We start from the raw sequence: 23,794 nt of genomic DNA, 5'->3' as shown, positions 1-23,794 counted from the left end.
ATGAATTATCAGAATGACGATATAAGAATTAAAGAGATAAAAGAATTATTACCTCCTGTAGCACTACTTGAAAAATTTCCAGCAACTGAAAAGGCTGCATTTACAGTACGTAAGGCTCGCAAAACTATTCATCAGATTCTGACTGGTGAAGATGATCGCCTGTTGGTTGTGATTGGTCCCTGTTCTATTCACGATCCTAAAGCAGCAATGGAATATGCTGGACGGTTGAATAAGTTGCGTGAAGAACTTAAAGATGATCTGGAAATTGTCATGCGGGTTTATTTTGAAAAACCGCGTACAACTATTGGTTGGAAAGGGCTAATTAATGATCCTCATATGAATCACAGCTTTGATATTAATGATGGTTTACGTCTGGCTCGTGAATTGTTGCGGGATATTAATGACATGGGGCTACCAGCTGCGGGTGAATATCTGGATATGATTTCTCCACAGTATTTGGCAGATTTGATGAGTTGGGGGGCAATCGGCGCTCGTACAACGGAATCGCAGGTCCATCGTGAGCTGGCTTCTGGTCTCTCTTGTCCGGTTGGTTTTAAAAATGGCACCGATGGCGGGATAAAAGTTGCAATTGATGCTATTAATGCCGCAGGTTCACCACACAGTTTCCTTTCTGTCACTAAGTGGGGATATTCTGCGATTGTGAATACCAGTGGAAATTCTGATTGCCATATTATCTTGCGTGGTGGTAGAGAACCAAACTATAGCTCTGAACATGTTATTGCCGTGAAGCAAAGCTTGGAAAAAGTCAGTTTGCCGGCAAGAATTATGATTGATTTCAGTCATGCCAATAGTGCCAAGCAATTTAAAAAACAGATGGATGTGTGCTCAGATGTCAGTGGGCAAATTGCGGCCGGAGAGACGGCGATTATTGGTGTTATGGTGGAAAGTCACTTGGAAGAAGGGAACCAGGACCCGGAAAGTGATCAACCATTGGTATATGGTAAAAGTATTACTGATGCTTGCATTGGTTGGGCTGACACTGAAATCTTGTTACGTCAATTATCGTTGGCGGTGAAAGCACGTCGTGGCTGATAACATGTTTGGGTGTAAAAAAACCGGAATTAATGATTCCGGTTTTTTATATTTGCTGAATGCTGAATAAAGTACGATATCAGCAATGTATCGGTAATGAATTATTTCGCTTTACCTTGGTTTGCTACAGCGGCGGCTTTTGCTGCGATTTCATCAGCGTTACCCAGATAGTAATGCTTAATTGGTTTCATGTTTTCGTCGAATTCATAAACCAAAGGTACTGCTGTTGGAATGTTTAGTTCAAGGATGGCTTCTTCGCTCATGTTGTCCAGATATTTAACCAGAGCGCGCAAAGAGTTACCGTGAGCCGCGATAATCACTTTTTCTCCTTTAGCAACACGAGGTTTGATAACGTCTTCCCAGTAAGGGATCACGCGCTCAATAGTTGTTGCCAGGCTTTCAGTTACTGGTAGCTCTTCTGGTTTCAGATTTGCGTAACGTGGATCATGACCTGGAAAACGCTCATCATCTTGAGTTAAATCTGGTGGGGTGATAGCAAATCCACGACGCCACAGTTTAACTTGATCATCACCGTATTTAGCTGCGGTTTCTGATTTGTCCAGACCTTGCAGAGCACCATAATGGCGTTCATTCAGTTTCCAGCTTTTCTCAACAGGTAACCATTGCTGATCAACCTGATCCAGAATGTTCCACAGCGTGTGAATAGCGCGTTTCAGAACAGAGGTGTATGCGAAATCAAAAACAAAGCCTTTTTCTTTCAGAAGCTGGCCTGCTTGTTGAGCTTCGGCGCGACCTTTTTCAGAGAGAGCGACGTCAGTCCAGCCAGTGAAACGGTTTTCTTTGTTCCACTCGCTTTCACCATGTCTTACCAGAACCAGTTTAGTTACAGCCATAGCTTAAACTCCTTAAAAAAACAAACTTAATGATATCTGTGCGCATTATATTGCCCTATACACCAGAACGGCAATCAATAGTCTGGTTCTATACCCTTCATCTTTCAAGTTGCTGCTTGGTTGGCGGCTTTCACTTACCCCAGTCACATCGTTAGCTATGCTCCTGGGGATGCGTTCACTTACCGCCGCGTTGCAACTTGAAATCTATAGGGTATATAACGTTATTTGCCTGAAAACCTTAATTGTTTGCAGATTACTGAATAGATGCTGGGCAAGTTTGACACGTTATAGTGCTGTTACCAACTTGATTGGATAAGTAAAGCACAGCAAATGAACCAAATTAAGGACAAAATGGAACCCGACAGCGACCCACAGCCGGCCACTCCACATCCATGCCAGACCATATATTAATCCTGCGAGTGTAGCGAAAATCACCAGTAATAGACCTCCAGCGAAGTGTGCGCCACCAAAAATCAAGGCAGTGATGATCAAGGAAAAATAGGGATTAATCCACTGACTCAACCTTTGTTGGATATAGCCACGAAACAGCGCTTCTTCTGCCAGAGAAACAAAGAAAATATTTGCCAAAATAAACATCGGCATCCATTGTGGCATATGCAGTTCAATGGCAAGTCCCCCCAAGGCTGTTGCAATACCGAGTAGTACCGGAATGGCGACAGTCAAGATTATCCATGCATAAGGGCGAACCTTTACCCGTGGTTTTGTTGTAAATAATCCAGGCATGCAACATAGCAGAAGGAAAGGAATAAGTGCCTTATCGAAGTTGAAATACATTGAGAATTGCGCACTATGAGGACCAACTTGAACTTTATCGAGATATTTCAGGTTATGAAAACCTGGGGTCAGATGCAGGAATAACGCGATGCCAAAAGCGAGCAATAACAGCTCGGTTGTTATTTTGACGATGTTATTTTGTTGAAAATAGATACGTAGTGCACCTAACACGAAAATAATTGCAATAGTGGCAATTGCCGGGTAGGTCATAACTTGCGTTATAAATCCGGTAACAACGGCGGCCAGGAGAACAATAAGTGCAGTAGTGCGGTGTATAGCTAGTAATGCCAGCGATGTGGCAAGTAAACCCCAAATCATATATATCCTGCTGTTTTCAATAAGTTAAAAGGTAATAATTGATGATAGCTATTATAAATGGTCAAAAAATAGTAACGCAAGATGATTAAATTGCGATGTTTTTTTTAATGGTCGGAGAAGTGATCTTGTTGGTGACAATTATCCTTCAACCAAAATTTGTGTGGAAGAGGTTGCATTATTGGCGGGCTTAATCACTCACATGCATCATAGATCTGAGCACAGTTTCAGATAGAGATTGGAATTCATCTTCAACTATCTGGATTAATTTCGGTCATTTGCTCTGTTTTATAACGATATATGTCACCATCAGGAATAAATATCAGCCGGTGAGTAATGCATTGCGGCGCATCTTCCTGATGATGAGAAACAAACAGGAGCTGAGTATCTCCGTCAGCAATCATGATATCAATAAAACGTAATATTAACTGACGGTTAAGTGGATCAAGCCCTTGCAGAGGTTCATCAAGAATCAATAAAGCCGGATGTTTAACCAGAGCACGAGCTATCAGAACCAGCCGTTGTTGTCCCCATGAAAGGCTGTGAAACGGGCCGTTGGCAACCTGATCAGATAATCCCAGCAAAGCCAGCCATTCATCGGCAAGTTGTTGCTGGCGATCTGATACGGCCTGATAAAGACCTATTGAATCGAAAAAGCCGGACAGAATCACATGACGAACACGGGTACTGACACGGTATTGCAGATGAATACTGTGACTGATATAGCCAATATGACGTTTGATATCCCAAATCGTTTCACCGCTACCGCGTTGGCGACCAAACAGAACCAAATCATTACTGTAGCCTTGGGGATGATCTCCGGTAATCAGATTCAGGAGGGTTGATTTTCCGGCACCGTTTTGACCCATAATCTGCCAGTGTTCACCCGGATTTACCTGCCAATCCAGCCCGTGCAAAATGGGTTGTTCGTTATACTGAACCACACCATTACGCAAGAGAATCAAAGGTTGATCAGGAGGTAGCTGATCATCAATACGAAATTCATCCGCTTCTGGTAAATGGATACCGTCAAGTTTTTCACTGTGCGCCAGTTGAGCAACCAGTGGATCCGCCATTACTTTTTCTTTTATACCAGCGAATGTCAGATGGCAATCTGCCAGTACACCAATTTGATCAACAAAACTTGGGATTTCACTAAACCGGTTAAGGATAAGCACCAAAACGATACCTTTTGTTGACAATGTTTCCAGTAGTTCAGCGAGTTGATCACGGGCAAATGGATCAAGGCCATCAAAAGGTTCATCAAGGATCAGTAAATCAGGTGCAGCCATCAATGCCTGGCAAAGCAATGTTTTTCGGGTTTCGCCGGTAGAAAGATATTTAAAACGACGGGAAAGTAAATCCATAATACCGAACTGTTTTGCCAGTTCCAGACAAAGCTCATTATCTTTATGATCAAGCTGAATAATGTCTGCCGCAGTGCGGCCGGTGTCATCCTCATCGTCACTCAGCATATCAGTGTTATTGCGTTGCCACTCTTCCTCAGTCAGTTTTTGTAATTGTTCTAAAGAGACGCGGGCACATGTGCGAAATGAGCAATTTCGCTCGCCGGAAAGTGACACTAATTCATTTGATAGCGCACGGGCCAATGATGATTTTCCACTGCCGTTAGCACCAACGAAAGCCCAGTTTTCACCGGAGGTAATTTTTACTGACGGTAACTGCAAGGTTTGAGTAGCACTTAAACGGAAACAGCCTTGCGTTATTTGCAATTCAGACATTTTTTATTCCTTTTTAAGCAACGCAAATATCCTCTCACAAATAAGCGGAATGATGCTGAATGTCAATATTAACTTTTAATTAACATTTAATATCAGATACCCGGGGATATGTGAGGTACACAACTTCATAATATCCCCGGATATTCCGAATTATTCAGTGATAATAGTGCCAGTTTTTAACAAAGAGTTGCAATAATCACCTGATCAGCATTAAAAAGCGCAGTGATTTTATCTTTAGGATACAGTTTCAGTTTATCAGCGTCTTGATTGGCCAGAGTAGAACAGAGGGTTTCACCACCATCAAGAACGATAAGAACTTCTGTGCTCTCTTCGCCAGTTTCGATTTTACTCACCTGGCCTGTCAGGGCATTGTCGAAATGGCTGGTGAGAGGTTGCTCTTTAGTCAATCTTATCCAAGGCGCTTTAATCAGAGCCAATACCTCCTTACCTTTTATCAGGCCAAGACGGTCAGCACTCTGTTCTGTCAATGCTGCATTCAGTGATGTTTGACCATCTGCCAGCAATATGTGGACATGTTGCTGCACCTGATGATGGTCACGGTCAGTAATTGTGCCAAAGAATTGATTACGGGCGCTGGTTTGCAGAGAAAAACGGGAAATCGCCGCCAGCAAGCTATCAAGGGGAAGGGGATCATCTTTCAGCACATCAAAGGCTTTTTGTTGAATTTGTGCGAGTAAATCATAAAGTTGTAACAGACGTTCACCATAATGGGTAAGATTCGTTCCGCCGCCGCCCTTACCACCAGTAGCACGATCCACCACGGTTTCATCTGCTAACTGGTTCATTTCATTGATGGCATCCCAGGCGCTTTTATAACTGATGCCAGCCAGCTTTGCCCCCTGGCTGATAGAACCCGTTGCTTTAATCTGTTTCAGTAATAAGATTCGCCGTGGGTCTGCGAATAACCGTTGCTGTAATTTTAGTGTCAATAGAATTTCGGCTTGCATAATTGTTTTTTTCAGAAAATAAAATCGTGAATTTTTGTTGGCTAACCCGGAAAAACGCACGTTTAGCCGGTTACAGTTGTTTGTCTTTGTCTAGAATGGTACTAATTATAGCGCTATTACCCGCTATGGTTGAAAATGTGTTATGTTGCCGGCTCATTTAATGAGCCACTATGTGAGGCTACCATGTTTGAGTTGATTAAAAGTATGGCCTTCGCCCTGGTCATGGTACCGGTAGTGATGGTCGGAATTTTAGGTTTAATTTATGGCCTTGGGGAATTGTTTAATATCATTTCCCGTATTGGTCATTCTGAAAAGTAGAACTAATATTTCTTTGTACACCAGATGCTATTCTGATTACCCGGTGATTCACCGGGTAATTTGTCTTAATTAATCATAATCTGTTTCTTTTATTTATCCTGTTTTTCTATTACAGCATTTTGCTTCAAATTAAATCAGATAGTAAAAGTTGCTCACAATTTGCCGATTAATACTGGGATAGTCTTCCATTCAGCGCTATATCTTGTTATATACAGCGAATACAATTGATAATTAAGCAGGTGGAAAACAAATGAAGAAGAGTTTTACCAAACTGTTAGCGGGAGTTATCGTCTCTTTTACTTTGACGTGGCAAGCGTGGGCGACGGAGAAAGTCACCGTATTCGCTGCTGCCTCACTGACCAATGCACTTGACGATATTTCGATACAATATAAGCAAGAGAAGAAAGGTAGTGTGGTGGCTTCCTATGCATCATCCTCTACTTTGGCTCGCCAGATTGAACAAGGCGCACCGGCAGATATTTTTATTTCCGCTGACCAACAGTGGATGGATTACGTTGCCGGGAAGAAACTGATTATTGATAAAACACGTTTTACCATTCTGGGAAATCAACTGGTTCTGATTGCACCGAAAGAGAGTAAACTTAATAAAATTAACATCAATAAAGAAACCCAATGGAAATCTTTATTGGCTGATGGTCGCCTTGCTGTCGGTGATCCAGATCATGTTCCGGTAGGTATTTACGCTAAACAATCGCTGCAATATTTAGGGGCATGGGAGACGATTAATCCTCTGCTGGCCCGAACCAGTAATGTGCGCAGTGGTATGGCGCTGGTGGAACGTGCTGAAGCTCCATTGGGTATTGTTTATGCTTCAGATGCTGTTGCCAGTGATAAAGTCAAAGTTGTGGGGATTTTCCCGGCAGAGAGCCACAAGCCTGTTGAATACCCTATGGCGATCATCAAAGATCATAATAATTCCGCAGTTCTCAGTTTTTATGACTATCTGAAAACCCCAGAAGCCGCTGCAATTTTTAAACGTTACGGTTTTCGCCCACTTTAGGAATAGATTTTTGGAGATGTTAAGTGAATACGAATGGCAAGCTATCATCCTGAGTTTGAAAGTTTCAGGTATGGCGGTGTTAATCAGTCTGCCATTTGGGATCTTGATGGCATGGATTCTGGTTCGTTTTCGGTTCCCGGGTAAATCATTACTTGACAGTATTATTCATCTGCCATTGGTGTTACCCCCAGTGGTAGTGGGGTATCTGCTGCTGATCAGTATGGGACGACGTGGATACATTGGTGAATGGCTATATGACTGGTTTGGGATCAGCGTTGCATTCAGCTGGCGTGGTGCTGCATTGGCTTCTGCTGTTGTTGCTTTTCCGCTGATGGTCAGGGCGATACGTTTGGCACTGGAAAGTGTTGATCGGCGGTTGGAACAGGCTGCCCGTACCTTGGGGGCGAATCCGTTCAGGGTCTTTTTTACTATTACATTGCCGCTCTCTTTGCCCGGGATTATTGTTGGTACTATTCTGGCATTTGCCCGATCATTGGGGGAATTTGGCGCAACCATCACCTTTGTATCTAATATTCCGGGTGAAACGCGGACAATACCGTTGGCAATGTATACCCTGATTGAGACACCTGGCGCAGAAACTGCCGCCGCTCGTTTATGTATTATTGCCATTATTCTTGCGTTGATGTCATTGATGATTTCTGAATGGCTAACCCGTTGGGGAAGGAAACGTCTGGGAGTAACATGTTAGAGCTGGATTTTGAACAACAAATTGGTGATCTTCATTTACAGGTTGACACGCAGTTACCCTCTGAGGGAATTACGGCTGTTTTTGGCCTTTCAGGTGCTGGAAAGACTTCACTGATAAATGTGATTGCGGGTTTGCTGCGCCCACAGAAAGGGCGGGTTGTTCTCAATGATGGTGTATTGGTGGATATTGAAAAAGGGATTTGCTTGCCACCGGAGCAGCGCCGGATAGGTTATGTCTTTCAGGATGCCCGGCTGTTTCCTCATTACCGGGTAAAAGGCAATCTTCAATATGGAATGTCTCCGGTAATGAAACCGGAGTTTGACAGCATTATTAATTTACTGGGGATTGAGCATCTGCTATCCCGTTTTCCTCTTACCCTGTCCGGTGGTGAAAAACAGCGGGTTGCTATTGGTCGCGCTTTGTTGACTGCACCTGAATTGCTGTTGATGGATGAGCCATTGGCATCGTTGGATCTCCCGCGTAAACGAGAACTCTTGCCTTATCTTGAAAGGCTTGCTCAAAATGTCAAAACCCCGATTTTGTATGTTAGCCATAATTTGGATGAAATTCTTCGCCTGGCTGAAAATGTGATCGTAATGGATAACGGGAAAGTCAGGGCGACAGGGAAATTGGCAGAGGTTTGGGCTAGCAGCGTACTGCGTCCCTGGTTACAAAAAGAGACGCTTAGCAGCATCCTGAACGTTTCAATGGTCGAACATCATAATCGTTATGAAATGACGGCGGTAGCCTTTGCTGACAAGGCCTTATGGCTGCCTAAAATTGATGCTCAACCGGGAACTGATTTGCGTGTCAGGATAGATGCTTCGGATGTTTCATTAGTACTGGAACCGCCTCGCGGTAGTAGTATTCGTAATATTTTAGCCGCAAAAGTGGTTGAATTTTTTGACGATAATGACCAGGTCGATGTCAAATTGGCACTGAGTGGTCATTATTTATGGGCAAGAATTACTCCGTGGGCAAGGGATGAACTTAATTTGCGGCAAGGGCAATGGCTTTATGCCCAGATAAAGAGCGTTTCTCTTAATCGTCAACTGTAGAGTCTGGTTTTTCATAAATAAACGGGTTGTCAGTTGGAGGAAAGAAGATTGTTTGGGATAACAAGGGGTTCCCATGTGGGGTTGCCCCTGAGTGTGATTTATGGATATTGCTAATCAGACAAGAAATTAAAGGACATGCTGGCGAATAATTTCGGCAATACCTGGTTGAGTATTATCCAACGTCACTAAATCGGCCCGTTCTTTGACAGCATCGACACTGTTACCCATAGCAACACCGAGTCCGGCGGTTTCCAGCATGCTCAGGTCATTAAAATTGTCACCAAAAGCGATAACATTTTGCATACTCATTCCCTGTGATTCAACCCATTGTTTCAAACGCATGCTTTTACTATTGCCTTTCTTAGTGATATCCACTTGATCAAACCATGACCATTCACACGTAAGACCGATATCATTTTCGATCTGTTCAGTTACTTCACGTAGTTTTACTAAATCAGGGGAACAGGTCGCAAATTTCCAGATAGACTGTACTTCACCAATAGCATGCTGAAAACTACTGACATGCTGCATATTCGGGCGTTGAGATTCAGGCAGGGTCTCAGACCATGTCATGGTGCGAACAATTGTGTCATGCAGTTCTTCATATAACATGGCATCATCCACATACATCAGACGGTGAATATCTGTGTTGCTTAAGTGGGAGAGAACTTTTATCGCTTCCTGAGATGACAGTGGATCTGAGGCTAATACTTTCTTCTGATGGTAATCATACAGATACGTCCCATTACAGCAGATGACTGGCGTATCGAGTTGCAAAGCCTGATAAAAAGGGTGAATAGCGACATGATGGCGGCCAGTCGCAATCAGCACCTTAACACCGGCTTTGCGGGCTTCATTCAGTACAGCGAGTGATTCTGGCAGGATATTCTTTTGAGGACTCAGTAACGTACCGTCCAGATCCAAAGCAATGACGCGATATGACATAGATTAGCCTCATAACTATATATAATGTAAAAGATATTACATTGGAACTGAATAAAGTTAAACCAATTGTGCGGTGGATTTAGCCGATAAAATTGAAATTGAGTCGTTACAGATCAATAAAGTGGTAACGGATAATTAAGGAGTGAAGATGAAACAGGTGGTTTATACTGCGAGTCCAAACAGTTGTCAGATTCATGTTTGGGACCTGAATAATGAAGGTGAGTTATCATTAATTCAGGCAGTTGATGTTCCGGGGGAAGTACAGCCAATGGTGGTTAGCCCGGATCGCAAGCATCTTTATGTTGGGGTCCGGCCACAATTCAGTATTGTCACTTATCAGATTAACTCTGATGGGACGCTGGTACAGCAGGGCATTTCACCGATCCCGGGTAGCCCGACGCATATCGCTACTGACAGGCAAGGCCGTTTTCTATTCTCTGTTTCCTATAGTTATAACAACCTGAGTGTCAACCCAATTGACGATCAAGGTATTGCAGGAGCGCCTGTTCAAATTATTGAAGGCTTGCAAGCACCGCATTCAGCCAATATTGATTGGGATAATAGACAACTATTAGTACCTTGTCTGAAAGGAGATCACATCCGAATTTTTGAGATGACAGAAGAGGGCTATCTAACAGAGAAACGTGCTGAAGAAGTGGCTACAGCAGCGGGGGCGGGTCCTCGTCATATGGCATTCCATCCGAATCATCAGGTAATTTACTGTATTAATGAACTGGATTCTACCGTGGATGTTTATCGCAAATGGGAAAAATACCGGATTATTCAGACCATTGATTCATTGCCGGAAGATTTAGCGGGTATTCGTTGGTCGGCGGATATTCATATTACACCGGATGGTCGTCACCTTTATACCTGTGAACGGACGGCAAGTTTGATCAGCCATTTTGTCATTTCACCAGATGGCTTTAATCTGACTTTGGCAGGGTACTATAAAACGGAAACTCAACCGCGTGGTTTTGCTATCGATCATAACGGAAAATACCTGATTGCATCCGGTCAGAAATCTGACCATATCTCGGTTTCTGCTATTGATAAATATACCGGTAAATTAACTGAGTTAGCGCGTTATCCTGTCGGTAAAGCGCCGATGTGGGTGACGGTGCTGGCTCTTTGAGTTTGATAAGATTGCTGTGTAATGACGGCGATAATAGGTAGATGTAAGTAACCCGAATTCTGCTTAAGCCGTCATTGAAAAATCGTCTTCTGAGTAGAAAACTTTCAGTGATGGCTTCTTCAATTTAAGGCAGTAAGCAATCAATCCACCTAAAACGCACAACAGAAAGCCTTTTATACTTCGGTGGCGGGAATGCTCTATTTGAGAAATAGTTTTTAATTGCTCATTAATCGTTTCAATGATAAAACGCTTTTTTAACATTATCTTATCCCACTCAGCTTGCAGATGAGCTTTCATATTTCGGCGCTTTTGGGTGATGAAAGTGAGCCCCGCTTTAGCTAAATCGTCCGCCAATGCCTGGCTGAGATAACCTTTGTCACCGTAAAGAGAACCCGTTAATTCTTTTGATAATTCACGAACAGGTTCCCGAGCATCCACATTACCCGCAGTCACTTTAAGTGCCAGAATTTCCCCCTGATGATTGACAACCAAGTGTCATTTGAAACCGTAAAACCAGCCCATTGAATTTTTTCCGCGCTTTGCTATCCCCGCAAAGACCATATGTCGAGAGATGCGAATGTTATGGCAGACACGCAAACGGGTGGGATCAATAAAAGCAATGCCTGTGGGTTTCCCTTTTAATTGCGTCAGATAGCGGCATAGTGGCACCAAAACGGAAGGAGCCACACTGACAAAACGAGGATAGCTGAGTAATGCGACCGATGAAAAAGGATCAAAATGGTGATGATTTCACTGGGATACAGATGACCTTGTCGGCGGCGTAAACGATGCCCGCTATTGAGACAACATTGTCCCCATTGAGGGATGAAAAAACGGCAAAAATCATCGACATCACAGGAAATTTCAACTAAGTTGTCCATAGCCTGTTCCACCTCGGAGCTGTTTTTGGCGTACACCAAAACTTTGCTCCTGGAACAGGTTTCTCGTCAATTTCTTATCCAGAATTCGGGTTAAATAATAAACCTGAACTTCACTTAAGAAGGAAATTAAAATATCTGAGATATGATCAAGGTTTTTGTCAAAGAACATTCAAGACATTGCAGTCTGCTCGATTTTTTGCTTAATATTTCTTCAAGATAAAAGAAAGTATGTTACCATTCGCCAATGAAGAGAAAAAAAACACCAACGCCCCATGACGCTGTTTTTAAACAGTTTTTAAGTCATATTGCTACTGCCAGAGACTTCCTGGAGATACATTTGCCTGCTAAATTACGGGCAATTTGTGATCTGGATACACTGCGGTTGGAATCAGGGTCGTTTATTGAAGACAATCTGCGTGCGCATTATTCCGACATTTTATATTCATTGAAAACGGCGCGGGGTGACGGTTATGTGTATTGCGTGATCGAGCACCAAAGTTCCCCAGACAAAATGATGGCATTCCGGCTGATGCGTTACGGGATTTCAGCAATGCAACGGCATCTGGAACAGGGACATGAAAAATTGCCGCTGGTCATTCCGGTGTTGTTCTATCACGGGAAAATACAGCCGTATCCCTGGAGTACCAATTGGCTCGATGGCTTCGATGCTCCGGCCCTGGCGAAGGAGATCTATTCCGGTCCCTTCCCGCTGGTCGATGTGACAGTCATCCCGGATGATGAGATCCTGACGCACAAACGGGTCGCGCTACTGGAAATGGTGCAAAAGCATATCCGGCAGCGCGATATGGCGGAGTTACTGCAAGAATTGGTCATACTGCTGACGTACGATTACTATACAGATGAACAGTTAAAAAGCGTGCTAAACTACTTATTACAGGCGGGAGATACCGCCGATCCAGAAGGTTTTATCCGGCGACTGGCAGAACAGTCCCCAAGGTATGAGGAGGTACTGATGACAATAGCGCAAAGATTGGAACATAAAGCCCGTCAGGAAGGGCGTCAGGAAGGACGCCAAGAGGCAACTTTAAAGATTGCTCATGCATTGCTGAACAGCGGAATCGATCGTGAAACGGTGATGAAAACCACCGGTCTAAGTCAGAACGAACTTGAGCAAATACGCCACTGACTCGTATTGAGAGTGCTTAATCAGCATTCAACGATTTGTGTTAAAAGAGGATTTTACGGCGACTAGCAGAACAGTCCCCGAAGTTTGGGGAGGTACTGATGACAATTTATTAACTTATTCATATTAGTAGCGATAATGTTGGTTATTAGGCAATATGCAGGGGAGTAAAATGACTTTTTATTCTTCCATATGAAAGGTTAAAACCACCGGCTTTAGCTGCGATATTGTGTTGTACCGGAGGTGCAACATGGATTACAGATATGGCAGCCACACGGTATTTCAGATTGAATACCATTTTGTGTGGGTAACGAAATACAGATACAAAGTGCTGACAGGAGAAGTGGCAAATCGAGTGCGAGAGTGAGTCCGTCAAACATGCGGCTCCTTTGAAATCAGAATATTAAAAGGAGTTGTTAGTCAAGATCACGTGCATATACTCGTCAGCAGTCCTCCAACATTAGCGCCAAGTGAAATCATGAGAAGGCTGAAGGGGAGAACGGCCAGTCAGCTGTTTAAAGAATTTTTCGTATTTGAAAAAACGGTACTGGGGCCAACATTTTTGGGGGCGAGGTTATTTTTGTGCAACCGTGGGACAGTTAACGGAAGAAATGATCAAAAGCTATTTAGAACATCATTTTGAACCCAATCCGAATGATAATGTCAGGATGGATAATTGACGCGTCGTTTAGCCGACGCGTATCCGGACTTTCAGTCCATTAATCACTAACCCACCTACTTTAGTAGGCGGCTGTTTAGTTCTAACGGGAAACCCATCAACAGCGGAGTACAATCGATTGGGTAAAATAATAACATCATTATTCCCGATATTTAATGAAGGATGAGTTATTAATGAAACGACTGAATAGATGGCGTTATTAGTTATCATGTTACGAATAAACGGTTATTTATTTGTGGTCATAGTTTGGGGGGCCACTAGGCTATCTGTTTAGCCCTGTTGAATTATTAGATTTTACCAACAGTGGTGAAATTTTCCTGTATCACGGAAAAATCGTGTATTTTTGTAAAATTAATTTGGTTATTGAATGGCCTGGAAGAACGTAATCTTAGCAATCATATGTGTCTGAGAACTACCTTACCCACTAAAACGAAACTGTATTTAATCCCGTTATTAAACTATGAAACGGAAAATAACCTGAAGGATGCAGGGGAGATTCAGAAGGGGTTTTTTAAGCAGATAACCGATACGGATAAGGCTAAATGGTTTCCGTCGAATGAGAATCCGATCGTAAAGGATGCTCTGGGTTTTCCTGACAATGGCTATTACCACGGCGTGGACAGATACCATGATTGGAAAAGGGAAATTTGCTTAATTAACGCTTTATAATAAAAGTTAAAATTATAATATAAAGTGAGATTGGCTCACAGAGAAGTAAGCCAATCTTTATCGCGAGTTAACTGCCTGCATTATTCCGCATCAATATTGAGAAAACGATGAATTGCCCTTAAAACGGCGTCAGGTTTTTCTGCGTGAACCCAGTGACCGCAATCGGCGACAACCCAGGCTTTAGCTTGTGGAAATTGTTTGGCGATATCATCCCGGTACTCTTCTTGAATATAAGAAGAAAGACCGCCGCGAATAAACAGAGCGGGATGAGGCCATACGGGGATTTTCTGCCAGCCAATAATCTTTTCATATTGGTTGATTAATGCCGGTAAATTGAATTTCCATTCTCCCTGACGGAATGATTTCAGTAAAAACTGAATAACCTCATCTTCCTGAATATTTTCTCGCATAATTTGAGTGGCTTCCTGACGGGTGTTAACACTGGCTTTCGTCACTTTATTCAATGCGGTAAAAATTTGGTCATGGCGGCGAACCTGATAGGCGATTGGTGCTATATCAATAAGAACAATTTTTTCTATCCGTTCTGGTGCCAGGGCGGTCATTGTCATCGCGATCTTGCCGCCCATTGAATGACCAATAATAATAGCGGATTGAATTTGCAGATGATCCAGCAGAGAAATAACATCCTGTGCCATATCGTGGTAATCCATGTTATCTGCCCGTGGAGATAAACCATGGTTACGTACATCAACTTGAATGACTGGATAATATTGCTGTAAATCCCGGGCCAGGACCCCAAGATTATTCAGATCGCCAAATAACCCGTGGATTAATACCACAGGAGTGGAAGAGACAGGATTTTCCGGTGTCTGTATATGATGATTTAACTGGCTGTTTAATTTCATGATGGGAAAGGTTTTCCTCCGGGTATTGAGATCATGTTGTGGGATATTGTTGATTAAATTGTAACAAAGCAACCAGGCTATGCAATTATAGTTAATAATTTCTTGTAATTAAATTGTTCTTAAAAAGTTTGGCATGTCAAAAACTTGTTAATTTTCATACTAATACTTAATGGCTTAAAAGATAAAAACGCTTCAAATGACGGGTATTTTTAAATAGCAGGTTTTAAATAATTTGTGAGATAATTGTTAGTTCAGTCATTTTAATGTGGTTATTTATTGTGTATTTATGTGATCTATATCTTAAAAAATTGTGTGTTAACTTTAAATTTTTGTGAAAAAATAATGAAAATTTGCTTTACATTTTTATGTAAATAAAGATATAGAGTACATTTAACAACAATCACACCGTTCTAATAAGAATAAATAGAATCTGATTTTATACTATGGATTAGGGAATGAATAAGTGAAAAAAAATTTATTAAAAAGTCTTTATCTTCAAGTCTTGCTCGCAATAACTATCGGCATACTGCTGGGGCATTTCTACCCTCAACTTGGCGCAGAAATGAAACCATTGGGTGATGGATTTGTAAAGTTAATCAAGATGGTCATTGCGCCAGTTATTTTCTGCACGGTTGTTACCGGTATTGCCGGTATGGAAAGTATGAAAGCTGTGGGTAAAACAGGAGCGATTGCACTGGTCTATTTTGAAATAGTCAGCACAATTGCCTTAATTATTGGGTTAATTGTTGTCAATGTTGTCCAGCCTGGTGCAGGGATGAATATTGATCCTTCAACGTTAGATGTTAAAGCGGTGTCCGTATATGCGGAGAAAGCGGCTGATCAAGGAATAATCGCGTTTTTACTTGACATTATTCCAGGCAGCGTCATTGGAGCATTTGCCAGTGGTAACATTTTGCAGGTTTTATTATTTGCGGTGTTATTTGGCTTTGCGCTGCATCATTTGGGAGAAAAAGGGAAACCAATCTTTAATATTATTGATGGTTTCTCCCAAGTTATTTTCGGTATTATCAATATGATAATGCGATTAGCACCTTTGGGGGCTTTTGGTGCAATGGCGTTTACCATTGGCAAATACGGTATCGGTTCATTAATACAATTAGGGCAGTTAATAGTTTGTTTCTATATCACTTGTGTTCTTTTTGTCATATTTGTTTTAGGAACAATAGCGAAAGTGACCGGATTTAGTATATTCCGGTTTATCAATTACATTAAAGAAGAATTATTAATCGTATTGGGAACATCCTCTTCTGAATCTGTATTACCGCGTATGTTAGATAAAATGGAGAAGGTGGGATGTCAGAAATCAGTTGTTGGTTTGGTGATACCAACAGGATATTCATTTAATCTGGATGGTACTTCCATCTACCTGACAATGGCCGCAGTATTTATTGCGCAGGCAACCAATACTCATATGGATATTGTCCATCAAATAACGCTATTAGTTGTGTTACTTTTATCTTCTAAAGGGGCTGCTGGCGTGACAGGCAGTGGGTTTATTGTATTAGCGGCAACAATTTCTGCTGTTGGGCATTTACCACTGGCGGGTCTGGCCTTAATTCTGGGAATAGATCGTTTCATGTCGGAAGCAAGAGCGTTAACCAACCTGATTGGCAATGGGGTTGCAACGATTGTAGTTGCAAAACGTTGTCGTCAGCTTGATGAAGTTAAATTAAATGAAGTGTTAAATGCTAAATAAGCGAATCTTTAGATTTTTGTCTGCTCAAATAATCAATCAATAAGATAATTCCGGCCACTGGGCCGGGATCTTTACATATGATCAAAATAGTAAAGAAATAAATTTATTCCTCCTATCTTGCAAGACACTTAATCTGTTCTATTCTTTTTTCATATATTAATAAAAATTCAATTATTGTTTCTTGCTGAATTAGGAGGCGAAACAATGTCACTTGGTGGTGGGATTGTCACCCGAGTTGCTCACCCCGGTCACATCGTTATCTATGCTCTCGGGGATTCGCTCCTTTGCCGCCGCGATGCATCTTGAAATCCATAAGGTATAAGATAGATTGGACAAAACTCACAATCATCAAAGTTGCTTGTATACGAAAAATGATGATTTGGAATTTCTAATAGAAAAATTTATTGCAGATCATTCGATTGATGAAATCATATATGACAGTAAAATCATTTATTATATAAATGACTCATCATTAGATTTTGCAATATCTATGAATCCAGAACAATTTAATGTTATTCTTTTACTCGTTATTAATAATGTACCTCAACATCATTATTTTTTTGATGTAGACAAAAAATGGTGCTTTGTTATTAGCTCAGAGGGGTATATTGATTTTGGGTTTTCTAATTGAGTCTAATTCATACCATTAAGCCGGAAAGATCTCTGTGATCTTCCGGGTTTATTTCTGACCCACCGTGATATATGCCCGCAGTTGACCATATGAGTTCGCCGAATGCTGACAAAATTTCTCGAAAAATATAGCGGTGATTTCATTCTCCTGCTTGTGGTCAGTCTTCAACGCTGCAACGAAGCTTATACCCACAATATCCATGTAACTGATTGATTTGTTTTAGATGAAAATCATCTGCTTCGTCATATCGTTTTTCACGCTGAAACACTTTTAAGTTATTGAAATTTTACCTATTTTGTTTTCTCCTTTTATACTTTATAATCCGGCTAAATTTTTTATTTAGAACAGTACTGGATAGAAATGAAAACGATAGAAGTTGATGAAGACCTTTACCGCTATATTGCCAGCCACACACAACATATCGGTGAAAGTGCATCTGATATTTTACGGCGGATGCTGAAATTTAACGTCGAGCAGCCAGTACAAAACGTCCAGCCTTTTAGCACCGTGGAGAAAATATCAGTATCCCGTCCGTGTGATTCTGTTCGTGTAATACGTGAATTGTTACTTTCAGATGACTATTCTGAGAAGAAAAAAGCAGTTGATCGCTTTATGCTGATCTTATCCACGCTATACAGTTTGAACAGTGAAAGTTTTTCTCAGACAACCGATGCTATGCATGGCCGTACTCGGGTTTATTTTGCCGGCGATCAACAGACGCTGCTTGCCAGTGGCAAACAAACCAAACCTCGTCATATTCCAGGCACACCTTTTTGGGTTATTACTAACACCAATACTGACCGTAAGCGTAATATGGTTGAACAAATTATGCAGGATATGCAATTTTCAGCCAATCTTATTGAAAAGGTGTGTGGCACGATTTAACTGACTAAAGCTGCTCTGCAACAGTCAAGGCGGTGCAGCCATCCAGGAGAGATAAAGTGGCAAATCATCCGCGCGCAGGGCAACTTGCCCACCAAAGTGATCTGATAAACGTAGCGCAACTGACTTCACAGTATTACACCTTACATCCTCAGCCGGAAAACCCGGTGCATAAGGTTAAATTCGGTACATCCGGCCATCGTGGCAGCTCTCAGCGTAGTAGCTTTAATGAAGCGCATATTCTGGCAATTGCTCAGGCAGTTGTGGAAGCCCGTAAGCAGCAGGGAATAAACGGACCTTGCTATGTGGGTAAAGATACCCATGCGCTGTCAGAAGCTGCTTTTATTTCTGTGCTGGAAGTGTTGACCGCCAATAATGTGCATGTGATTGTGCAGGAAAATAATGGATTTACGCCAACACCGGCGATTTCTCATGCCATCCTCTGTTATAACCGCCAGGGGAAAGCGCTGGCGGATGGGATCGTGATTACGCCATCTCATAATCCGCCGGAAGATGGCGGTATTAAATATAATCCACCTGATGGCGGCCCCGCCGATACGGATCTGACCACGATTATCGAACGTCGTGCTAATGAGTTGCTTGAAGAAGGCCTGAAAAGCGTTAAGCGTCTGCCATTTGCTCAGGTATTGAGCAGTGAATATCTGCATCAGCAAGATTTGGTCGAGCCGTATGTCGTTGCGCTGGGTGATGTAGTTGATATGGCCGCGATCCAGAAAGCTGGGCTGAAAATCGGTATTGATCCGTTGGGAGGCTCCGGCATTGCGTTCTGGCAGCGTATCGGTGAGTACTACAATCTGGATTTGACATTGGTTAATGATCAGGTCGATCAGACGTTCCGTTTTATGCATCTGGATCATGATGGTGTCATTCGCATGGATTGCTCATCTCCTTGGGCAATGACCGGTTTGCTGGCAATGCGAGATAAGTTTGATCTGGCTTTCGCCAACGATCCTGATTATGACCGTCACGGTATTGTCACACCAGCTGGTTTGATGAATCCAAATCACTATCTGGCAACGGCGATAGATTACGTGTTCCGTCATCGTCCGCAATGGTCAGAACGTGTCGCGGTAGGTAAAACGCTGGTTTCCAGTGCCATGATTGATCGGGTGGTTGCCGATCTTGGCCGTGAATTGGTGGAAGTGCCGGTCGGTTTTAAGTGGTTTGTTGACGGTTTGCATCAAGGTAAATTGGGTTTTGGCGGTGAGGAGAGTGCGGGGGCTTCTTTTCTGCGTTTCGATGGTACGCCGTGGTCTACGGATAAGGATGGGATTATTCTCTGTTTGCTGGCTGCAGAAATAACCGCCGTGACAGGGGAAAATCCACAGCAGCGTTACAATAAGTTAGCCGCCCGTTTTGGTACACCGAGTTACAGCCGCATTCAGGCACCGGCAAGCCATCAGCAGAAAGCGTTGTTAGCCAAGCTATCACCAGAAATGGTGACAGCAGATAAGCTTGCCGGTGATCCCATCACTGCCCGGTTGACGAACGCCGCTGGTAACGGCGCATCAATCGGCGGCCTGAAAGTGATGACAGAAAATGGCTGGTTTGCCGCCCGTCCATCGGGAACGGAGGAAGCCTACAAGATTTATTGTGAAAGTTTCCTTGGCCCTGAACATCGGGAGAAGATTGAACGCGAAGCGCAGGATATTGTTAACCAGGTTTTTGCCGCCGTTTGATATTTTATTTCGATTGAAGAATCCGCAATGGTTGTTACAGGCTGTTGCGGATTTGTGTTTTTCAGCCCAGAGCAACCATTGATGCATCGGCGGTAATCAGCGCGACGCTACCTGCTGTCATTAGTGATATCTTTTCACCAAATAAGATAACCGCCAGCTCCCATAGCAAATCAATTCTATTGTTAATATCAAATGAGTTGAGATGATAAGACAATTCTCTCTGTTTGAATATATCATTACTCTCATTAATGAAACTAAAGAATAAACTCATTACTAATCTCAATTTCAGTGAGTGAATATTTTGGGGCTGTGGAATGGTTTCCAGCTTTATCTTAGATGACTTTATATAAATCTATAAATAATAATTATCCCCATCAGCGTTTAGCTATTAAACTAAAGTACAATTTTATTTATCTATTTCACTTTGAATATAATATTACAGCTTATTTTTTAGTTAGATTAAGCTGAGTTTTCCCATTAATTGATCAATATTTGAATAGATAAAGATTGAACTGAAAGGTTTTTATCTGAGATTAAAGACCCTTTTTACCCGTGTTTTCGCTTGTTAAAGTGCAAAGTACTTATGTCATTATGTTGCTCATTAACATCACAAGCATTTGATCTGCGTTTAACATGTAACAAAAGTGTCATATTTTGTTTGCAATTAACATCTGTTTTGATAATATATTAAAGATAAATTATATATCGTTGAATTTGATTTATCGTACAGATCATCCTAACGCCTTGCTTCTACATTTGGTTTTTGTAGAGGCAAGTGGGTTTTATGGACTTTCACAAATATTTCAAATGCTTGGTTTAAAAAATACCAATATAAATAATATAAGAATATAACAATGAAAAATTTTTCTCTTAAGAGTTATACATCCATACCGGCATGTATATGGGGTCTATTTCTGGGGACTTTTGTAACAAGATCAACATCAATGATGGTATGGCCTTTTATCTCCATTATATTATATACAAAGTTCCATTTTACTGCATCAATGATTGGGTTAGTTCTCTCTTTATCCATTGCGATTTCATCAATATTAAGTTTTTATGCAGGTTACTTCTCGGATAAAGTTGGCCGGGCCAAGATAATTGTCATTGGATGTCTTATCTCTTCATTGGCATATTTGATATTATGGTTATCTGAGCATCAGTCTGGTTTTATTATTGGCACGTTATTAGCGAATATCTCCTGGGCGCTGGTTAATAATCCAATAAAAGCAGTTATCGGCGATATTATCGAAGAAAAGCAGGTAAGAGAGAATGCCATGTATTTAAGGTACTTATTTCTGAATGCGGGTGCGGTAGTCGGGCCTTATTTAGGGGTAAAGTTAAGTCTGGATATTAATTCTATCTCTTTTCTGATTGTGTCGGTATCCTATGTGATTTTCATGATCCCGGTTTATTTATTTGGCAAAAAAATAAAAATAAACTTAACGAATAATGATGATTTTAAAGGTACAATGAAAGTTTTGTTGAGCGACCGGGTGTTTTTAATGTTGGTCATCAATAATATTCTCATGATGTTTATTTTTGGGCATTTTGATTCAACGCTACCACAATTAATTACTTCATTAGGGTTTAATGGATATGCTGAGTTTATTGCTTCCCTTATTATGCTGCATGCGCTAACCATTGTGGTTATGCAGTTACCGTTTTCCATGTTAACGCAGCAAATGGCATTGGAAACGAAGATAAAAATAGGCACTGTATTACTCATTTTGTCTGAATTAATGTTCTTTATTTCATTCAAGTATTATGATGTTTATTTATTGTGGTATCTTGCTGCGTTTACCATGAGTATCAGTCAAACTATTTTGTTTCCATGTGTGAATGTTTTTATCGATCGTTTGGCACCAAATGATTTACGTGGTGCATATTTTGGCGCCGCATCACTTTATAGTATCGGTTTTTGTATTTCTCCCTTAGTGGGTGGTACTGTTATTCAATTCTTTGATGGTGGCGTGTTATTTCAATTATTAGCGATATTAAGTGTGTTGGTGTTGGTAATTTTTTGCCGTATGTTTAAACTAAGGGATAAACATGAAATTAATATTAGAAGAAGTCTCAAATCTTAGACCAACTGAATTACATTGTCCTGTTCGTGTTGAGCAATTAATAGAGAAAGTTACACTTGAAGGTGTTTGGACTCAACCCATCTGGATTGATGAAGCAACGAATGTGGTGATTGATGGTCATCATCGGCTTGAATTAGCCAAAACACTCAAGCTAAGTTGTATTCCTTGTCTGGCATTTGATTATCAGAAGGAGCTGTTGGTTTATTCACGTAATGAGAATAAAACAATTAGTCATGTTGATGTTATTCAGGCGGGTCTGGATGGGCAACCACTGGGTTATAAACAGACTCGTCATGAGTTTGCCGGGAAGGTTATTGAAACGCAAATTTCGTTAAAAATGTTAGGGTTTGTCAATGAATAAGCAGTTTTATGATGTTGTAATGTGTGGTGCAGGTCCGGCAAATATCTCTTTAATTCCAGATTTATTAAAAGACGAAGCCATAAGACATTGTCTGATTTTAGAAAAAACGGAGATGGTCGGTTCTGGTGCATTAAAGAAATATAAAATCACTGCGAACTCTTTAGGTAGTGTATTTTTAGAGAAATTTGACGGTTGTGATAATGAATTGAGTCAATATATAAGATCAACCTCAGAGTGGGAATATTTTAGTGCCAATAAAGACAAACCGGTTGAATTGCGGTTTGTTGGTCAATATTTGGAGAGAATTGCACGTTTTATTCAGGAAAATAAATATGATGATCGGTTTGGCGTATTGACCGGTGCGGAAGTAAAGAAGATTAAGCAGAATGAAAATGGCGACTATGATATAACTTATCATAAAAATAATGAAGACTATATTGTATCAACGCGAAAAGTCCTGTTTAATATAGGTGGGAACCCAAACGAATCCAGATTATTACATGATAGCCATAATATTACCTCAGGTGATTTCATTAAAGGTGCTTATGATGAGATCATCAATAAAGGTGATATAAAAAGTATATCAATATTAGGTTCGTCACACAGTTCTGTTTCCTGTCTGATTCGACTAATAGAACAATTAAAGTTTACCGGCCAGATAAATGTTCTGGTTAATAAAGATTTCAAGCTGTTTTTTGATTCACCTGCAAGTGCAGAATCTTACGGCTATGATTTCACCCAGGATGATATCTGCCCTTTAAGTGGCCGGGTTAATCGATATTCAGGTCTGAGATATGACTCTTTTGTATTTGCTCAGGAAATTAAAGCAAGAAAACATAAAAATATCGCTATTTTAAATATTTCAGAAATATCTGGTGATGAGGTTGTTCAACGTATTAATTGTGATGATTTATTGATTCATTGTACGGGTTATCACTCCAAACTTGTTGAAATCGTTGATAAAAATAATATTCCTATTGAATTTAAAAGTGATAAATATGGTTTGCTGGCTAATGAAAAATTAAATCCTATATCAACGTCGGGTGAAACGCTCAATAATTTTCATGCATTTGGTCTGGGGTCTGGTGTAAAGACCGGTGGTGGAATTGGTGGTGAGGCAAGTTTCCACGGACGAATTGACGGGGTTTGGGTATATCAGCATGTTATATATGACGCTGTATTTAATTGATAGATAATTTAATATCAATTTTACATTATTAACGAGCGGTATTTTAGGTTAATTCTTATTTAAGAATACTGATAG

Annotated in this window: 23 protein-coding genes and 2 pseudogenes; 16 read left to right on the top strand and 9 right to left on the bottom strand. The window is 41.2% G+C overall.

Features of this window, described 5'->3' with window-relative positions:
* A complete protein-coding gene (aroG, locus tag ACUN2T_RS17535; protein WP_445494279.1) occupies positions 1-1,053 on the top strand; it encodes a 3-deoxy-7-phosphoheptulonate synthase AroG in 1,053 nt (350 codons plus the stop codon).
* Between the two features lie 101 nt (positions 1,054-1,154).
* On the opposite strand, the gene gpmA is transcribed toward aroG, so the two are convergent.
* From gpmA to modE, 4 genes are all read right to left on the bottom strand, one after another.
* On the bottom strand, positions 1,155-1,907 hold the full coding sequence (gene gpmA / locus ACUN2T_RS17530; RefSeq protein WP_445494277.1) for a 2,3-diphosphoglycerate-dependent phosphoglycerate mutase: 753 nt from the start codon (positions 1,905-1,907) through the stop codon (positions 1,155-1,157).
* A 285-nt stretch (positions 1,908-2,192) separates the two neighbouring features.
* Positions 2,193-3,017, bottom strand: a complete 825-nt coding sequence (locus ACUN2T_RS17525) for a lysostaphin resistance A-like protein (protein ID WP_445497911.1) — start codon at positions 3,015-3,017, stop codon at positions 2,193-2,195.
* 251 nt (positions 3,018-3,268) lie between these two features.
* Entirely contained in the window at positions 3,269-4,759 is a 1,491-nt protein-coding gene (gene modF / locus ACUN2T_RS17520) for a molybdate ABC transporter ATP-binding protein ModF (protein ID WP_445494275.1), read from the bottom strand.
* A 176-nt stretch (positions 4,760-4,935) separates the two neighbouring features.
* On the bottom strand, positions 4,936-5,727 hold the full coding sequence (modE, locus tag ACUN2T_RS17515) for a molybdenum-dependent transcriptional regulator (protein ID WP_445494274.1): 792 nt from the start codon (positions 5,725-5,727) through the stop codon (positions 4,936-4,938).
* Positions 5,728-5,910: 183 nt separating this feature from the next.
* On the opposite strand from modE, the gene ACUN2T_RS17510 reads away from it, so the two are divergent.
* From ACUN2T_RS17510 to modC, 4 genes are all read left to right on the top strand, one after another.
* Positions 5,911-6,045, top strand: coding sequence for an AcrZ family multidrug efflux pump-associated protein (locus ACUN2T_RS17510; RefSeq protein WP_071993025.1), 135 nt, complete (start codon positions 5,911-5,913; stop codon positions 6,043-6,045).
* A 250-nt stretch (positions 6,046-6,295) separates the two neighbouring features.
* Positions 6,296-7,066 carry a molybdate ABC transporter substrate-binding protein gene (gene modA / locus ACUN2T_RS17505; RefSeq protein WP_445494273.1) on the top strand — a complete coding sequence of 257 codons (771 nt, stop codon included), beginning with the start codon at positions 6,296-6,298 and terminating at the stop codon, positions 7,064-7,066.
* 16 nt (positions 7,067-7,082) lie between these two features.
* Positions 7,083-7,775, top strand: coding sequence for a molybdate ABC transporter permease subunit (gene modB / locus ACUN2T_RS17500; RefSeq protein WP_445497910.1), 693 nt, complete (start codon positions 7,083-7,085; stop codon positions 7,773-7,775).
* Positions 7,769-8,833, top strand: a complete 1,065-nt coding sequence (gene modC, locus ACUN2T_RS17495; protein WP_445497909.1) for a molybdenum ABC transporter ATP-binding protein ModC — start codon at positions 7,769-7,771, stop codon at positions 8,831-8,833. The genes modB and modC overlap by 7 nt, the downstream gene beginning before the upstream one ends.
* A gap of 126 nt (positions 8,834-8,959) precedes the next feature.
* Here the strand turns inward: modC and ACUN2T_RS17490 are convergent, their stop codons facing one another.
* A complete protein-coding gene (locus ACUN2T_RS17490) occupies positions 8,960-9,778 on the bottom strand; it encodes a pyridoxal phosphatase (RefSeq protein ID WP_445494271.1) in 819 nt (272 codons plus the stop codon).
* Positions 9,779-9,926: 148 nt separating this feature from the next.
* Between ACUN2T_RS17490 and pgl the strand changes: the two genes are divergently transcribed.
* Complete coding sequence (pgl, locus tag ACUN2T_RS17485; RefSeq protein WP_445494270.1) at positions 9,927-10,913, top strand: 6-phosphogluconolactonase; 987 nt, start codon at positions 9,927-9,929, stop codon at positions 10,911-10,913.
* Positions 10,914-10,976: 63 nt separating this feature from the next.
* Here pgl and ACUN2T_RS17480 read toward each other — a convergent pair.
* Positions 10,977-11,794, bottom strand: a pseudogene (locus tag ACUN2T_RS17480) (IS982 family transposase).
* Positions 11,795-12,038: 244 nt separating this feature from the next.
* On the opposite strand from ACUN2T_RS17480, the gene ACUN2T_RS17475 reads away from it, so the two are divergent.
* Complete coding sequence (locus ACUN2T_RS17475; RefSeq protein WP_445494269.1) at positions 12,039-12,941, top strand: Rpn family recombination-promoting nuclease/putative transposase; 903 nt, start codon at positions 12,039-12,041, stop codon at positions 12,939-12,941.
* Between the two features lie 145 nt (positions 12,942-13,086).
* Here ACUN2T_RS17475 and ACUN2T_RS17470 read toward each other — a convergent pair whose 3' ends face one another.
* The gene (locus ACUN2T_RS17470) at positions 13,087-13,314 is read right to left on the bottom strand and encodes a hypothetical protein (protein WP_445494267.1); all 228 of its coding nucleotides are present in this window, start codon (positions 13,312-13,314) and stop codon (positions 13,087-13,089) included.
* 54 nt (positions 13,315-13,368) lie between these two features.
* Between ACUN2T_RS17470 and ACUN2T_RS17465 the strand changes: the two genes are divergently transcribed.
* Both ACUN2T_RS17465 and ACUN2T_RS17460 read left to right on the top strand, forming a co-directional pair.
* Entirely contained in the window at positions 13,369-13,581 is a 213-nt protein-coding gene (locus ACUN2T_RS17465; RefSeq protein WP_445494266.1) for a transposase, read from the top strand.
* A complete protein-coding gene (locus tag ACUN2T_RS17460) occupies positions 13,550-13,618 on the top strand; it encodes a hypothetical protein (protein ID WP_445497908.1) in 69 nt (22 codons plus the stop codon). Before ACUN2T_RS17465 ends, ACUN2T_RS17460 begins: the two co-directional genes overlap by 32 nt.
* Positions 13,619-14,366: 748 nt before the next feature.
* Here ACUN2T_RS17460 and ybfF read toward each other — a convergent pair.
* Positions 14,367-15,152: an esterase gene (ybfF, locus tag ACUN2T_RS17455; protein ID WP_445494265.1), complete on the bottom strand. Its 786-nt coding sequence runs from the start codon at positions 15,150-15,152 to the stop codon at positions 14,367-14,369.
* Between the two features lie 463 nt (positions 15,153-15,615).
* Between ybfF and ACUN2T_RS17450 the strand changes: the two genes are divergently transcribed.
* From ACUN2T_RS17450 to pgm, 4 genes are all read left to right on the top strand, one after another.
* Positions 15,616-16,869, top strand: a complete 1,254-nt coding sequence (locus ACUN2T_RS17450; RefSeq protein WP_445494263.1) for a dicarboxylate/amino acid:cation symporter — start codon at positions 15,616-15,618, stop codon at positions 16,867-16,869.
* Between the two features lie 328 nt (positions 16,870-17,197).
* Complete coding sequence (locus ACUN2T_RS17445) at positions 17,198-17,500, top strand: type IV secretion protein Rhs (RefSeq protein ID WP_445494261.1); 303 nt, start codon at positions 17,198-17,200, stop codon at positions 17,498-17,500.
* Positions 17,501-17,860: 360 nt separating this feature from the next.
* Complete coding sequence (gene seqA, locus ACUN2T_RS17440; protein WP_445494260.1) at positions 17,861-18,385, top strand: replication initiation negative regulator SeqA; 525 nt, start codon at positions 17,861-17,863, stop codon at positions 18,383-18,385.
* Positions 18,386-18,441: 56 nt separating this feature from the next.
* Positions 18,442-20,082: a phosphoglucomutase (alpha-D-glucose-1,6-bisphosphate-dependent) gene (gene pgm / locus ACUN2T_RS17435; protein WP_445494258.1), complete on the top strand. Its 1,641-nt coding sequence runs from the start codon at positions 18,442-18,444 to the stop codon at positions 20,080-20,082.
* Between the two features lie 61 nt (positions 20,083-20,143).
* Here pgm and ACUN2T_RS17430 read toward each other — a convergent pair.
* A pseudogene (locus ACUN2T_RS17430) lies at positions 20,144-20,239 on the bottom strand (EamA family transporter); the annotation flags it as partial.
* Between the two features lie 787 nt (positions 20,240-21,026).
* Between ACUN2T_RS17430 and ACUN2T_RS17425 the strand changes: the two are divergent.
* Genes ACUN2T_RS17425 through ACUN2T_RS17415 form a run of 3 tightly spaced genes read left to right on the top strand, consistent with a single transcriptional unit; the run spans position 21,027 to position 23,719 of the window.
* Complete coding sequence (locus tag ACUN2T_RS17425; RefSeq protein ID WP_445494257.1) at positions 21,027-22,169, top strand: MFS transporter; 1,143 nt, start codon at positions 21,027-21,029, stop codon at positions 22,167-22,169.
* Positions 22,135-22,530: a hypothetical protein gene (locus ACUN2T_RS17420; protein ID WP_445494256.1), complete on the top strand. Its 396-nt coding sequence runs from the start codon at positions 22,135-22,137 to the stop codon at positions 22,528-22,530. The genes ACUN2T_RS17425 and ACUN2T_RS17420 overlap by 35 nt, the downstream gene beginning before the upstream one ends.
* Positions 22,523-23,719, top strand: coding sequence for a hypothetical protein (locus tag ACUN2T_RS17415; RefSeq protein ID WP_445494254.1), 1,197 nt, complete (start codon positions 22,523-22,525; stop codon positions 23,717-23,719). Before ACUN2T_RS17420 ends, ACUN2T_RS17415 begins: the two co-directional genes overlap by 8 nt.
* Positions 23,720-23,794 lie beyond the last annotated feature (75 nt).

It is taken from the genome of Photorhabdus machadonis, assembly GCF_052657765.1.
Note: the sequence above shows the minus strand (reverse complement) of the source record. Positions and strands in the feature narration are given on the sequence as shown.